This window comes from Mycobacterium sp. AT1 (genome assembly GCF_002043095.1).
GTDB lineage: Bacteria > Actinomycetota > Actinomycetes > Mycobacteriales > Mycobacteriaceae > Mycobacterium.
Window position 1 is genome coordinate 63574 of sequence record NZ_MVOC01000036.1, and the last position, 13566, is coordinate 77139.

Here is a 13566-nt window from a genome sequence, read left to right on the forward strand (position 1 = left end):
GCGCTAGGAGCTGGTCTGGGCCCGACCCGAGCCGGCGGAGCGGGGGCGACGGGGTCCACCGCCGCGACGGGCGCCGCCACCGGAGGCACCCGGTCGACCACCGGCGGCGTTGCCGCGGAACGGGGAGCCGTTGCCTCGGCCGGAGCCACCGGTGCCGCGGCCTCCGCCGCCACCACCACGCGACGGCGGCGTGGCCGGACGCACGGGGGGCTCGCGATGCGGTGCGATTTCGCCGACGAGCTCGATGACGCTCGCCGAATCGGCGCGCACCTGCTGCGGCGCAGCCGTGATGCCGGCCTTGCGCAGCAATTGCTGGGTGTCCCTGCGCTGCTCGGGCAGGACCACGGTCACGACGTCGCCTGCGCTGCCGGCACGCGCGGTACGACCGGAGCGGTGCAGGTACGCCTTGTGCTCGACGGGCGGGTCGACGTGCACGACCAGCTGGACGTCGTCGACGTGGACGCCGCGCGCGGCGATGTCGGTCGCGACGAGAACGCGTGCGTCACCGGAACTGAAGGCCGCGAGGTTGCGGTCGCGGGCCGGCTGCGACAGGTTGCCGTGCAAGTCGACTGACGGAACTCCCGCGTCGGTGAGCTGCTTGGCGAGCTTGCGCGCCTGATGCTTGGTGCGCATGAACAGGATTCGACGACCGGTACCCGAGGCGAGCAAGTGCACCAGCTGCGACTTCTCGGCTGCGCCGGAGACGTGAAAGACGTGGTGCGTCATGGCAACTGGCGGGGCGTCGACCTCGTCGACCGAGTGGGTGACGGGGTTGTGCAGAAAGCGGTTGACGAGCTTGTCGACGCCGTTGTCCAGTGTCGCCGAGAAGAGCAGCCGCTGTCCGCTGGGCGGGGTGGCGGCCAGGATGCGCGTCACGCCGGGCAGGAAGCCAAGGTCGGCCATGTGGTCGGCCTCGTCGAGAACCGTGATTTGCACGGCGTCCAGCGCGATGTGGCGCTGCTTCATCAGGTCTTCGAGGCGGCCGGGGCAGGCGACGACGATGTCGACCCCTGCGCGCAGCGCGGACACCTGACGACTCTGCGACACGCCACCGAAGATGGTGGTGACGTTCATGCCGAGCGCGGCGGCCAGGGGCTCGATGACGGCCGTGATCTGGGTGGCGAGCTCACGGGTCGGCGCCAGGACCAGACCGGTCGGCTTGGACGGGCGCCGTTGTCCGCCGGCGAGCCGCGCGACCAGCGGGATGGAGAAGGCGAGCGTCTTTCCGCTGCCGGTCTTTCCGCGACCGAGCACGTCGCGTCCGGCGAGCGTGTCCGGCAGGGTGCCAGTCTGGATCGGGAACGGGCTGGCGATGCCCTGGTCGGCGAGGACGCGACTGACGCGTTCCGGCACACCAAGGGATTCGAAGGTGGGTTCTCCGGGCAGTACTGAAGTCATGTGTGAAAGTGCCTTTCCGGCATGGGTGCGGCCGCGTCTGCGCTAGACGAAAGGGGTCAGGCGAATACGTGGCTCGATGGGCGAGATTGCCGGTGGGCAATATCGATCGCCGCGAGAAGAGCTAGTGCAATGCACTGATCGCCGGAATGCAGTGAGCCACGTCACTGTGACTGAAAGCACCGGGAAGATCGAGCGTTCCACGACGTGTCGACGGCGCGAGGCGACGCCAACATTGACCCGAACTCTACCGCACTCCCGGGCCGTTACCGCCGTGGCGGCCTACAACGTGACGAAGTCGGCAAGCGCGGCCGCGAGTGCCGCCGGTACTCGCGCCTTTATCCGCGTACCGGTTTCGGTGTGCTCGGTCGCGTCGACCCGTCCCTCGGCGTGCATCCGTGCGATGAGTTCGCCACGGTCGTACGGGATCGTGACGTCGACGGTGACGTCGGTGGGCTCCACCATCTCGCTCATCCGGCTACGCAACTGGTCGAGTCCGTCACCGGTGTGGGCCGAGACGAATACGGCGTCGGGCAGCGCGCGGCGCAACTGCGCAAGGCCGAGGCCCGTTGCGGCGTCAGTCTTGTTGACCACCAACAACTCTGGCGGAGGCGCGATGTCGTACTCGCGTATCACCTCGTTGACGACCTGACGGACCGCGTTGACCTGAGCCAGCGGGTTCACGTCAGAGCCGTCGATTACGTGGATCAACAGTTCGGCGTCGACGACTTCTTCGAGGGTGGACCGGAACGCCTCGACCAACTGGGTCGGCAGGTGCCGGACGAATCCGACGGTGTCGGTCAGGACGAAGGGCCTGCCGTCTTCGAGATGTCCACGGCGCGTGGTGGGTTCGAGGGTGGCGAACAGTGCGTTCTCGACGAGTACCCCGGCGCCGGTAAGTGCGTTGAGCAGGCTGGACTTGCCTGCGTTGGTGTAGCCGACGATGGCTATCGACGCCGCGTCGCTGCGCAGCCGGCGCCCGCGCTGCGTGTCGCGGATCTTCTTCATGTCCTTGATTTCGCGCCGCAGCTTGGACATTCGTTCGCGGATCCGTCGACGATCGGTCTCGATCTTGGTCTCGCCGGGTCCGCGGGTGCCCACGCCGCCTCCGCTGCCGCCTGCGCCACCGCCCTGCCGTGACATCGACTCGCCCCAGCCGCGCAGCCTCGGGAGCATGTACTCCATTTGCGCAAAGGCGACCTGCGCCTTGCCCTCCGCGGAGGTGGCGTGCTGGGCGAAGATGTCGAGGATCAGCGCGGTGCGGTCGACGACCTTGACCTTGACGGCCTTCTCGAGCGCGTTGAGCTGTCCGGGGGTCAGCTCGCCGTCGCAGATGACGGTGTCGGCGCCGGTGGCCACGACGACGTCGCGCAACTCCTTCGCCTTGCCGGAGCCGATGTAGGTTCCCGCGTCGGGTTTGTCGCGGCGCTGCACCATGCCTTCGAGCACCTCGGACCCCGCCGTCTCGGCGAGCGCGGCCAATTCGGCCATGCTGGCGTCGGCGTCGGCAGCGGTGCCGTCGGTCCATACGCCGACGAGGACCACTCGTTCGAGCCGGAGTTGGCGGTACTCGACTTCGGTGACGTCGGTCAGCTCGGTCGAGAGACCGGCGACCCGGCGAAGGGCCGAACGGTCGTCCAGGTCGAGTTCGCCCGTGCTGGGCAGTCTGGGAGTTGTCATGTAGTTGGAGATATTGCCCCTTTTAGGTGGTGTCACGCATTCGAATATTTGAAAGCTGGGTTCGCCACCAGTCGTCGGACAGCTCGCCTTGGGCCACCAGCACCGATGGTCCGCGCAGATAGCTGGTGGTGTCGGTGATCGTCACGGTGACCTGACCACCGGGTATCCGCACGGCGAGGGTGCCCGTCTCAGCGCCCTGATGGCGCAGCGCGGCGACCGCGGCCGCGACGGTTCCCGTTCCGCAGGAACGGGTTTCGCCAACTCCGCGCTCGTGCACCCGCATCGTCACGCCGCCGTCGACCGGGGCGGTCAGCACTTCGACGTTCACGCCGTCGGGGAATTGCGCGGTGTCGAACGACACCGGTGCGGCGACGTCGAGGGCGGCGAGTTCCGCGTCGGTGAGGGTCCCGTCGACGCAGGCGAGGTGGGGATTTCCGACGTCGACGGCCAGCCCGTGGAATTCGCGGCCACCCGCTCCCCCGACGACGGCCGATCCGGTGCCGAACTGGTTGGCCTTGCCCATGTCCACCGTGACGTCGGCGGACAGATCCGTGACGTCGCGCAGGACGACCTGGCGCGGGCCGGCCAACGAGCCGACGACGAACTCGTCGCGCTGCTCGAGTCCGCTGACCCGCAGGTAGTGGGCGAACACGCGGACGCCGTTGCCGCACATCTGGGCGACGGAGCCGTCGGCGTTGCGGTAGTCCATGTACCAGTCGCCAGCGCCGAGGCCCTCGGGCATCCGGTCGAACACGCCCGCGGCCAGGGCGGCGTCGGCCGTGGTCACCCGCAGGACGCCGTCGGCACCGAGACCGCGGCGGCGGTCGCACAGCGCCGACACGGCGGCCGGCGTGAGCGTCAGGCGGGCACCGACGTCGGGCAGCACGACGAAGTCGTTCTCCGTACCGTGCCCCTTGGCGAACATCACCTGTTCAGGATACGTGTTGGCGTATTCGGAGCACGGCGTCGACGTTGCCGGGGTCGGACCCGTCGAGCCAATGGGTGCGGTGGTCGCGTCGGAACCACGAGCGCTGCCTTCGCACGTAGCGTCTGGTCCCGACGAAGGTGCGCTCCCTGGCCTCGGCGATTGCGGCGTCCCCTCCCCCGTCGGCGAGTGCCTCGAGCACCTGCGCATAACCAAGGGCACGCGAGGCGGTCACCCCCTCGCGGAGGCCGTGCTCCCGCAGGGCGGTCACCTCGTCGACCAGCCCGTCGTCGAACATTGCGTCGGTTCTGCGCTGTAACCGTTCGTCGAGACGTTCGGTGTCCCAATCCAATCCGACGATCACGGTGTCCCAGCGGGGTTCGCCTATCGTGGGTGCGCTCGCGGCGAACGGCCGGCCGGTCAGCTCCACCACCTCGAGTGCGCGTACGACGCGACGACCGTCGGTCGGCAGGATCGACGCGGCCGCATCGGCGTCGACGACGGCCAGCTCCCGGTGCAGGGCGGCGACGCCGACGTCGGCGAGCCTGGCCTCCCAGCGTGCCCGCACGTCGGGGTCGGTCGCCGGGAACGCCCACTCGTCGAGCAGGGATTGGACGTACAGCATCGAGCCGCCGACGATCAGCGGCACCGCCCCACGGCCGAGGATGGCCTCGACGTCGTCGGTGGCGGCACCCTGATATCGGCCGACCGTCGCGGTCTCGGTGACGTCGAGCACGTCGAGCTGGTGATGCGGGATCCCGCGCCGCTCGGCGACCGGCAGCTTCGCGGTGCCCACGTCCATCCCGCGGTAGAGCTGCATGGCGTCGGCGTTGACGATCTCACCGCCGAGCCGTTCGGCCAGGTCCAGCGCCAGGGCGCTCTTGCCCGTCCCGGTCGGCCCGATGACGGCGATGGGGCGAATCGTCACTGTTCCGCTGCCCCGGGACGCCACGTCTCGACGGTGTATCCCACGCCGTAGGGGGCACCGCGGTAGAACTCGCGCGCCTGCCACGGCGACGTCCCCAGCAGGCCGGCCAGCACCTGGAAGGCCACCCGGCCCACGATCCCGTCGGGCAGCCGGGTCAACGCGTCGACGTCGCCGGCTGCCAGCGCGTCGTCCAGCGCCGCCTGGACCGGGACGGACTCGGGGTCGTGGCCGCCGGGTGCCGACGGCGTGAGCGTGTTCGCCCCGTCCGCGACCACGAGGACGCCGACGGGCTCGGGGGCCGCGTCGGCCTCGGCGCGCAGGGCCCGGCCCCTGGCGAGCGCGGCGTCGAGGGTGTGGTCGGCGGCGTAGACCCACACCTCGGCGCTGGCCGACGGGGCGTACGTCGTGCGCACCCAGCCTGCGACGAGGGCGCACAGCGGCAGGGGCTTCGGTGCGGCGGCGCCGGCCCCCGCGGACAGGGACACGCGCACGTCGGCGCCGTAGCCACCGAAGGTTCCGGCCGTCCCCGGTCCGATCACGTTGTCGGCGGCGCCGACGCCGACGACCAACCAGCGGCCGGGCAGCTCGGCGGCCGCCTGCGCCACCGCCGTCGACAGATCCTGCAGCTCAGCGGCCGCGCCGGTGGCCAATTCGGGTACCAGGACGGGCGCCGACGGTACGAGGGTGATGGCGGTGAGCACGCCATCACGCTAGCCAGTCCGGTGCCCGAGGAACCCGCCGAGGGCAACTGCTAGTGCAAAGCCGTGGGCATGCTCGGGCCCGACCTGTTTCAATGTCGGGTGGAGCAAGCCATCAGGAGCACCGCTAACAGGCGCCGCGTTGCGCGGCAGGAGCGTGGGTCACCCACGCGGAGGGCACGAGGTTCGAGAACATGACCACAAGCGAATCAAGCGAAGCACCCAAGCCCGCACCCAAGCCCGTGCCCAGGCCAGGACCTCCGCGCCCCGCTCCACGGCCCGGCGCCGCACCAGCCGCCGTGGTGGTGCCGCCGACTGGCGACCCGCACCGGTTCGGCCGCGTCGACGACGACGGCACGGTGTGGCTGACCACCGCCGACGGCGAGCGCGTCGTCGGCTCGTGGCAGGCCGGTGAGCACGAGGCCGCCTACGCACACTTCGGGCGGCGCTACGACGACCTGGCCACCGAGGTGGCGCTGATGGAGCGCCGGCTCGCCTCCGGCACCGGGGACGCCCGCAAGATCAAGTCCGCTGCCGCGGCGTTGGCCGAGACCTTGCCGACGGCGTCGGTCCTCGGCGACGTCGACGCGTTGGCGGCCCGCCTCGCCGCCATCGTCGAGCAGGCCGACTCCCATGCCGCCGAAGAGCGGCAGAAGCGCGACGAGCACCGCGCCGCGCAGACTGCGCGCAAGGAGGCCCTGGCCGCGGAGGCCGAGGACATCGCCGCCAACGCGACGCAGTGGAAGTCCGCTGGCGACCGGCTGCGCGAGATCCTCGACGAGTGGCGCACCGTCACGGGCCTGGACCGCAAGACCGACGACGCGCTGTGGAAGCGCTATTCGGCGGCCCGCGAGACGTTCAACCGGCGCCGTGGCTCGCACTTCGCCGAGCTGGATCGCGAGCGCGTTGGCACCCGTCAGGCCAAGGAGGCGCTGTGCGAACGCGCCGAGCAGCTGGCCGACTCAACCGACTGGGGCGCCACCGCGTCCACGTTCCGCGACATGCTGACCGAATGGAAGGCGGCGGGCCGGGCCGCCAAGGACGTCGACGACGCCCTCTGGAAGCGGTTCAAGGCCGCCCAGGACAAGTTCTTCAAGGCGCGCAACGCCGTCAACGCCGAACGGGATGCGGAGTTCGAGGCGAACGCCGCGACCAAGGAGGCGCTGCTCGCCGAGGCCGAGGCCATCGACCTGTCCAACGCCGACGCCGCCAGGGCCGCGCTGCGCAGCATCGGCACCAAGTGGGACGACGTCGGCAAGGTTCCGCGCGAGCGGGCCCCCGAGTTCGAACGTCGCATGAAGGCCGTCGAGAAGAAGGTCCGCGACACCGCGTCAACCGGTGGTGGCACCGACCCGGAGGCTCAAGCCAGGGCCGACCAGTTCCGGCTGCGCGCCGAGCAGTACGAGCAGCAGGCCGTCAAGGCCGAGGCTGCCGGTCGCACCAAGGACGCCGAGCAGGCCAGGGCCAGTGCCACGCAGTGGCGCGAGTGGGCCGAGGCCGCCGTCGCGGCACTCGGCAAGAAGCGCTAGAGACCCGGCTCGGGCGTCGGCCTCGCGGGACCGATTCCCTGGTCGGGGCGGTCGTCGAGGTCCAGCAGAGTCTTGCTCTGCCGTTCGGTGGCCAGCCTGCGTCGGTCCGCTTCGGCGGCCAACTGGACCGCCGTGCGCGACCACACCACCCTGGCCCAGTGGAATGACAGCAGGATCACCGCAATCCACGCGATGATCAGGCCGAAGCCGGGCCCCGGATGTGGCTCGGCAACCGTTTGGCGCGACCACACCGCCAGCATTCCGATCGGGCACGCGACGGCCGACCCGGCCAGCGCGATCCACGCCAGGCCCCAGCGGCGGGTGAGCAGCGCGAGAATCGAGAACCCGACGCTGAACACCAATATCAGCCAGGTGAACACACGTGAGGGCAGCGCGATCGCTTCCCGGACCGCGGCGTCGGAGCCGACCAGGACGTCCAGACCGCGGGCACCGCCGGTGTGGGGCAGCACGAACGACAGCAAGATGACGAACACCAGGATGGCGACGACCAAAGCCCTTGCGCCCGGATCGATCTCGCGGGCCACCCGGCGTTCGGCGTCTTCGAGGTCGCCCTTGAAGTCGTCGAAGCCCGGCTCGTTGCGCTTCTCGCGACTCATCGGCTGCACCCCACCGTCACGGGCTGTGCGGGCGGCATGCCGATGCCTGGCAAGCCGAGACCGACGGTCGTCACCGCACCCGTCGTGACCTTGCGGCCTGCCTCGTGGGTGTCACCGGCCCTGGTGCGACGGTGGTCGAGGAGGACGGCGTCGGCGATGAGGTGATGCGGCGCGGCGCCGGTCACGGTCGTGGTGACGACGTCGCCGGGCCGGATGTCCCGCTCGCCGGGCGCGAAGTGGACCAGTCGTCCGTCGCGGGCCCGCCCGGACATCCTCGCCGTGGCGACGTCCTTGCGGCCCTCACCGGTGGCGACCAGGAGTTCGACGTTGGTCCCGATCTGGGCGACGTTCTCCTCGAGCGAGATTCGCTCCTGAAGTTCCACCAGACGCATGTATCTCTCTTGCACGACGGCCTTCGGTAGCTGATCGGGAAGCTCGGCGGCGGGAGTGCCTGGCCGCTTGGAGTATTGGAACGTGAAAGCGCTGGCGAAGCGCGACCTTTCCACCACCTCGAGGGTGGCGGCGAAGTCCTCTTCGGTCTCGCCGGGGAACCCGACGATGACGTCGGTGGTGATGGCGGCGTGCGGGATGGCGGCCCGCACCCGGTCGATGATGCCGAGGTACCGCTCGGCCCGGTAGGACCGGCGCATGGCCTTGAGGATGCGGTCCGAGCCGGATTGCAGCGGCATGTGCAGTGTGGGGCAGACGTTCGAAGTGGTCGCCATCGCCTCGATGACGTCGTCGGTGAACTCGGCCGGGTGCGGAGAGGTGAACCGCACGCGCTCCAGGCCCTCGACGCGTCCGCAGGCGCGCAACAGTTTCGCGAAGGCACCGCGGTCGGTGGGGAGGTCCTGGTCGGCGAACGACACGCCGTACGCGTTGACGTTCTGCCCGAGCAGCGTGACCTCGAGCACGCCCTGGTCGACGAGGGACTGCACCTCGGCCAGCACGTCACCGGGCCGACGGTCGGTCTCCTTGCCCCGCAGCGACGGCACGATGCAGAACGTGCAGGTGTTGTTGCAGCCGACGGAGATGGAAACCCATGCGGCATAAGCGGATTCGCGTGACGCCGGCAGCGTGGATGGAAACTCCTTCAACGATTCGACGATCTCGACCTGAGCCACCCTGTTGTGCCTCGCCCGGTCCAACAACGCCGGCAGCGAGCCGATGTTGTGGGTGCCGAAGACCACGTCGACCCACGGTGCCCGCGTCAGCACGGCGTCGCGGTCCTTCTGCGCCAGGCAGCCCCCGACGGCGATCTGCATGTCCGGGTTGGCTTCCTTGCGGGGCACCAGGTGGCTGATGTTGCCGTACAGCTTGTTGTCGGCGTTCTCGCGCACCGCGCAGGTGTTGAACACGACGACGTCGGCCTCGACGCCGTCGTCCGCGCGCTGGTAGCCCGCCTGTTCGAGCAGCCCGACGAGGCGCTCGGAATCGTGCACGTTCATCTGGCAGCCGTAGGTGCGGACCTGGAAGGTACGCACCGGCGCACCACTGGCCACCGTCGAAGTCACCCTCCAATGGTACGGCGGGCCCAGCGGCAGCCAAACTCCCCGGATTGCGCAGAGCCCTGCCGGCTGGTCATTCCCTGGGTAAGGTCTGTGCGCATGCAGACCGACCAGTCGGAGGCGGACGCTCTTCCGCCGACTCCGACGTCCGTGCCGATGATCTCAATCCAAGGCGTCAACAAGCATTTCGGAAGCCTTCACGTCCTCAAGGACATCAACCTCGAGGTGGACCGCGGTCAGGTCGTGGTGGTGCTGGGCCCGTCGGGTTCTGGCAAGTCGACGTTGTGCCGCACCATCAATCGACTCGAGCCGATCGATTCGGGCACCATCGCGATCGACGGCGAGAAGCTACCCGAGGAGGGCCGCAAACTCGCACAGCTCCGGTCGGACGTCGGCATGGTCTTCCAGTCGTTCAACCTGTTCGCGCACAAGACGATTCTGCAGAACGTGACCCTGGCCCCGATGAAGGTGCGCAAGTCGTCCAAGGACGAGGCACACGCGGCGGCGATGTCGCTGTTGGAACGCGTCGGGATCGCCAACCAGGCCGACAAGTACCCCGCCCAATTGTCCGGCGGCCAGCAGCAGCGGGTGGCGATCGCGCGGTCCTTGGCGATGAACCCCAAGGTGATGCTCTTCGACGAGCCCACCAGCGCGCTCGACCCCGAGATGATCAACGAAGTGCTGGCCGTGATGTCGTCCCTCGCCGAAGAGGGCATGACGATGGTGGTGGTGACCCACGAGATGGGCTTCGCCCGGCGGGCGTCGAACCGCATCATCTTCATGGCCGACGGCGCGATCGTCGAAGACGCCGAACCTCAGGAGTTCTTCTCCAACCCCAAATCCGAGCGCGCCAAGGACTTCCTCGGCAAGATCCTCAACCACTAACCAACGCTCCGGCGAAAGGAATACAGCTGTGCCCTCTAGCAAGCCGTCTCTTCGATTCAGGGTGGCCGCCGCCCTGGCGCTCGCGGTCGTCCTCCCGCTCTCCGTCACCGCATGCGGCGGCAGTTCCGGCGGTGACGACGGCAAGATCGTCATCGGCACCAAGTTCGACCAGCCCGGTTTGGGGTTGAAGAACCCCGACGGAACGATGAGCGGTTTCGACGTGGACGTCGCCACCTACGTCGCCGGCCAGCTCGGCTTCACCCCCGACAAGATCGAGTGGAAGGAATCACCGTCCGCCCAGCGCGAGACGTTGATCCAGAACGATCAGGTCAAGTTCATCGCCGCGACGTACTCGATCACCGATGCCCGCAAGGAGAAGGTCGCGTTCGTCGGTCCCTACCTGGTGACCGGTCAGAGCCTGCTGGTCAAGGCGGACAACACCGACATCACCGGCCCGGACTCGCTGCAGAACAACAAGAAGCTGTGTTCGGTGTCGGGTTCGACGCCCGCCCAGCGCATCAAGGACAAGTACCCCGGCGTGCAGCTGCAGCAGTACGACACCTACTCGGCGTGCATCGAGGCGCTGAAGAACGGCGCGATCGACGCGGTCACGACCGACGAGGTCATCCTCGCCGGTTACGCGGCGCAGAGCCCCGGCACGTTCAAGATCGTCGGCCAGCCGTTCTCCGAGGAGAACTACGGCATCGGACTGAAGAAGGACGACGCTGACCTGCAGAAGAAGATCAGCGACGCCGTCACGAAGATGGAGGCCGACGGAGACTGGGCCAAGGCGTTCGAGAAGAACCTCGGACCCGCGGGTATCGCGACGCCGACGCCGCCGGCACTCGCCAAGTGACCTGAAGCCCTAGCGCAGCGGAGACCACGTGGAGATCTTCTCCGAATATCAGGACCAGATCTTCGAGGCGTTCTGGACCACCATCCAGTTGACGGTGTTCTCAGCCGTCGGAGCGTTGATCCTCGGCACGGTGCTGGCCGCGATGCGGCTGGCACCGGTGCCGATGCTCAACTGGGTGGGCACCACGTATGTGAACGTGGTGCGCAACACGCCGTTGACCCTGATCATCTTGTTCTGCTCGTTTGGTCTGGCCCAGACGCTGGGAGTGACCCTGGTCGACTCCCAGTCGAGGACCTCGATCGAGGACAGCAACTTCCGGTTGGCGGTCCTCGGCCTCACCGTCTACACCGCGGCGTTCGTGTGTGAGACGGTGCGCGCCGGGGTGAACACCGTGCCGCTCGGTCAGGCCGAGGCCGCCAGGTCGTTGGGATTCACCTTCGGTCAGAACCTGCGAATGGTGATGCTGCCGCAGGCATTTCGCGCGGTGGTCATCCCGCTGGGTTCGGTGCTCATCGCGTTGACGAAGAACACCACGATCGCCTCGGCCATCGGTGTCGCCGAGGCGGCGTTGTTGATGAAGGAAATGATCGAGAACACCGCGGCGCTGGCCACCATCGGGGCGATCTTCGCGTTGGGCTTCGTGATCTTGACGTTGCCGCTGGGTCTGTTGTTCGGCTGGCTGGGTAGACGATTGGCGGTTGCCAGGTGATGAGCGCTCGCGCGAAGAACAGAGGTAACAGGTGAGCGGCGCATCAGTGCTGTTCGACGCTCCGGGCCCACGCGCCCGGATTCGCAACCGCTTCATCAGCGCCGTCACGGTGGTGCTGGTGCTGGCCGTGGCGTGGGTGGTCTACACGCAACTGGAGGCCAAGGGCCAGCTGACGGCCGCCAAGTGGGAACCGTTCCTGACGGGAAACCTCTGGAAGACCTACGTGTTGCCGGGCGTGCAGGGCACGTTGACCGCGGCGGCCGTGTCGATCGTGTTGGCACTGCTGCTGGGTTTCCTGCTCGGCATCGGCCGGCTGTCCCAGCACAACGGAATCCGGCGGGTCTGCGCGGTGATCGTGGAGTTCTTCCGCGCGGTCCCGGTGCTGATCATGATGATCTTCGCGTACTTCCTGTATGCGACCTACGACGTGTTCCCGTCGAAGTACCTGGCGCTGGCCGGCGTCATCACGGGTTTGACGCTGTACAACGGCGCGGTGATCGCAGAGATCGTCCGTGCGGGCGTCAACGCCCTACCCCGCGGGCAGTCCGAGGCCGCCGAGGCGCTGGGGCTGCGGTGGGGACAGATCATGCGGTCCATCCTGCTTCCGCAGGCGGTCACCTCGATGCTGCCGGTGTTGGTGTCGCAGATGGTCGTCGTGCTCAAGGACACCGCGATCGGCTACCAGATCACGTTCCTGGAGATGGTGCGGCAGGGCACACAGGTCGGATCTGCCTACGGCAACTACGTTCCCGCCCTGATCGTCATCGCTCTGCTGATGATCTGCGTCAACTTCTCCCTCGGTGCGTTCGCGACGTGGCTCGAGGGCCGGCTGCGCCGCTCCAAGCGCGGCCCGGAACCGTTGCACGTCGCACCCGTCACCCAGGGCACGTTCGGCGCGGGCGCCGGCGGGACGATCTAGGGCTGCTCGACGATCACCGTTTGGCGAGCAGCTCCTGCAACTTCGCCTCCGACGGCGACCCCGCCGCGGCGGTGTACAGAATCAGGGACAGCCCCGGGTCTGCTGGCAGGTGCAGCGTTTCGTAGTTGAGGGTCATCGTGCCGACGGCCTCGTGATGGAAGCGCTTGGGACCGTAGGTGTGCTCGAACAGTTCCCGGGTCGCCCAGCACTTCCTGAATTCCCTTGACAGCGATGACAACTCGTCGACCAGTTGGCTTAGGTGCGGATCGGCCGCGCCACGTCCACCCGCCACCCGCAAGATCGCGACCATCTGAGCGGCAACGTCTGCCCAGTCGGGGTAACGCGTGCGCGCCGCGGGGTTGAGAAACATCCACCGAACCATGTTGCGCTGCGGTAGGGGCATCGCTGCGAAGTCGTCGATGAGCGTCGCGGCGGCATCGTTCATGGCCACGACTTCCAGTCGCGGACCATGGAGGACCGCGGGAATCGGATCGAGGGCGGCGACCATGGCACGGAGCGCGGGCCGGATCCGCGGTACCTCCGGCGTCGCCTCGGTCGGCCTGATCAAGGCCTCCAGATGGCTGCGTTCCAACGCGTCGAGCCGCAGCGCCGCCGAGACCGCGTCGAGCACTTGTGCGGAGACGTTCGTGGCCCGTCCTTGTTCGAGACGGGCGTAGTAGTCGGGACTGACGCCGGCGAGCAATGCCAGTTCCTCGCGACGCAGGCCCGCCACTCGTCGACCGTTGCGCGACGCAGTGAGCCCGACCTCGGCGGGCGTCAGCCGAGCCCGGCGGGACCGCAGGAATTCTCCGAGTTCCTCCTCGCGGGTGGTCATGTCGCCATTATCACCGAGTCGGTGGCCCGTTGACCCGAACCTGGTTCTGCCAGACCTAGGTTCAGCGAGGCTCACCAGGCGG

At 68.4% G+C, this 13566-nt stretch carries 13 protein-coding genes; 5 read left to right on the top strand and 8 right to left on the bottom strand.

The features are described from left to right. Window positions 1-3: 3 nt before the first annotated feature. From B1790_RS17235 to B1790_RS17255, 5 genes are all read right to left on the bottom strand, one after another. Window positions 4-1398 (bottom strand): DEAD/DEAH box helicase, encoded by a 1395-nt coding sequence (locus tag B1790_RS17235; protein WP_079924487.1) that lies wholly within the window; start codon window positions 1396-1398, stop codon window positions 4-6. Between the two features lie 279 nt (window positions 1399-1677). Further along, a complete protein-coding gene (gene hflX / locus B1790_RS17240) occupies window positions 1678-3075 on the bottom strand; it encodes a GTPase HflX (protein WP_079924488.1) in 1398 nt (465 codons plus the stop codon). Between the two features lie 22 nt (window positions 3076-3097). Further along, the gene (gene dapF, locus B1790_RS17245) at window positions 3098-4003 is read right to left on the bottom strand and encodes a diaminopimelate epimerase (protein WP_079924489.1); all 906 of its coding nucleotides are present in this window, start codon (window positions 4001-4003) and stop codon (window positions 3098-3100) included. A 4-nt stretch (window positions 4004-4007) separates the two neighbouring features. Continuing rightward, window positions 4008-4922, bottom strand: a complete 915-nt coding sequence (miaA, locus tag B1790_RS17250; RefSeq protein ID WP_079924554.1) for a tRNA (adenosine(37)-N6)-dimethylallyltransferase MiaA — start codon at window positions 4920-4922, stop codon at window positions 4008-4010. Window positions 4923-4924: 2 nt separating this feature from the next. After that, entirely contained in the window at window positions 4925-5629 is a 705-nt protein-coding gene (locus B1790_RS17255; RefSeq protein WP_079924490.1) for a hypothetical protein, read from the bottom strand. A gap of 191 nt (window positions 5630-5820) precedes the next feature. Between B1790_RS17255 and B1790_RS17260 the strand changes: the two genes are divergently transcribed. Further along, window positions 5821-7155, top strand: a complete 1335-nt coding sequence (locus B1790_RS17260) for a DUF349 domain-containing protein (protein WP_079924491.1) — start codon at window positions 5821-5823, stop codon at window positions 7153-7155. Here the strand turns inward: B1790_RS17260 and B1790_RS17265 are convergent. Further along, window positions 7152-7772, bottom strand: coding sequence for a hypothetical protein (locus B1790_RS17265; RefSeq protein ID WP_079924555.1), 621 nt, complete (start codon window positions 7770-7772; stop codon window positions 7152-7154). The two genes, B1790_RS17260 and B1790_RS17265, sit on opposite strands and share 4 nt — an antisense overlap. After that, a complete protein-coding gene (gene miaB, locus B1790_RS17270; protein WP_079924492.1) occupies window positions 7769-9286 on the bottom strand; it encodes a tRNA (N6-isopentenyl adenosine(37)-C2)-methylthiotransferase MiaB in 1518 nt (505 codons plus the stop codon). The genes B1790_RS17265 and miaB overlap by 4 nt, the downstream gene beginning before the upstream one ends. Before the next feature lie 150 nt (window positions 9287-9436). Here miaB and B1790_RS17275 point away from each other — a divergent pair, with 150 nt between their 5' ends. From B1790_RS17275 to B1790_RS17290, 4 genes are read left to right on the top strand one after another with little or no spacing between them, the layout of a single operon-like run. Further along, window positions 9437-10165 (top strand): amino acid ABC transporter ATP-binding protein, encoded by a 729-nt coding sequence (locus B1790_RS17275; RefSeq protein ID WP_185934816.1) that lies wholly within the window; start codon window positions 9437-9439, stop codon window positions 10163-10165. A gap of 28 nt (window positions 10166-10193) precedes the next feature. Next, complete coding sequence (locus tag B1790_RS17280; protein ID WP_079924494.1) at window positions 10194-11021, top strand: glutamate ABC transporter substrate-binding protein; 828 nt, start codon at window positions 10194-10196, stop codon at window positions 11019-11021. Window positions 11022-11049: 28 nt separating this feature from the next. Continuing rightward, window positions 11050-11730, top strand: a complete 681-nt coding sequence (locus B1790_RS17285; RefSeq protein ID WP_056548648.1) for an amino acid ABC transporter permease — start codon at window positions 11050-11052, stop codon at window positions 11728-11730. Between the two features lie 31 nt (window positions 11731-11761). Continuing rightward, on the top strand, window positions 11762-12649 hold the full coding sequence (locus tag B1790_RS17290) for an amino acid ABC transporter permease (RefSeq protein WP_079924495.1): 888 nt from the start codon (window positions 11762-11764) through the stop codon (window positions 12647-12649). 13 nt (window positions 12650-12662) lie between these two features. Here B1790_RS17290 and B1790_RS17295 read toward each other — a convergent pair whose 3' ends face one another. Continuing rightward, the gene (locus B1790_RS17295) at window positions 12663-13484 is read right to left on the bottom strand and encodes a helix-turn-helix domain-containing protein (RefSeq protein ID WP_079924496.1); all 822 of its coding nucleotides are present in this window, start codon (window positions 13482-13484) and stop codon (window positions 12663-12665) included. Window positions 13485-13566: the final 82 nt, after the last annotated feature.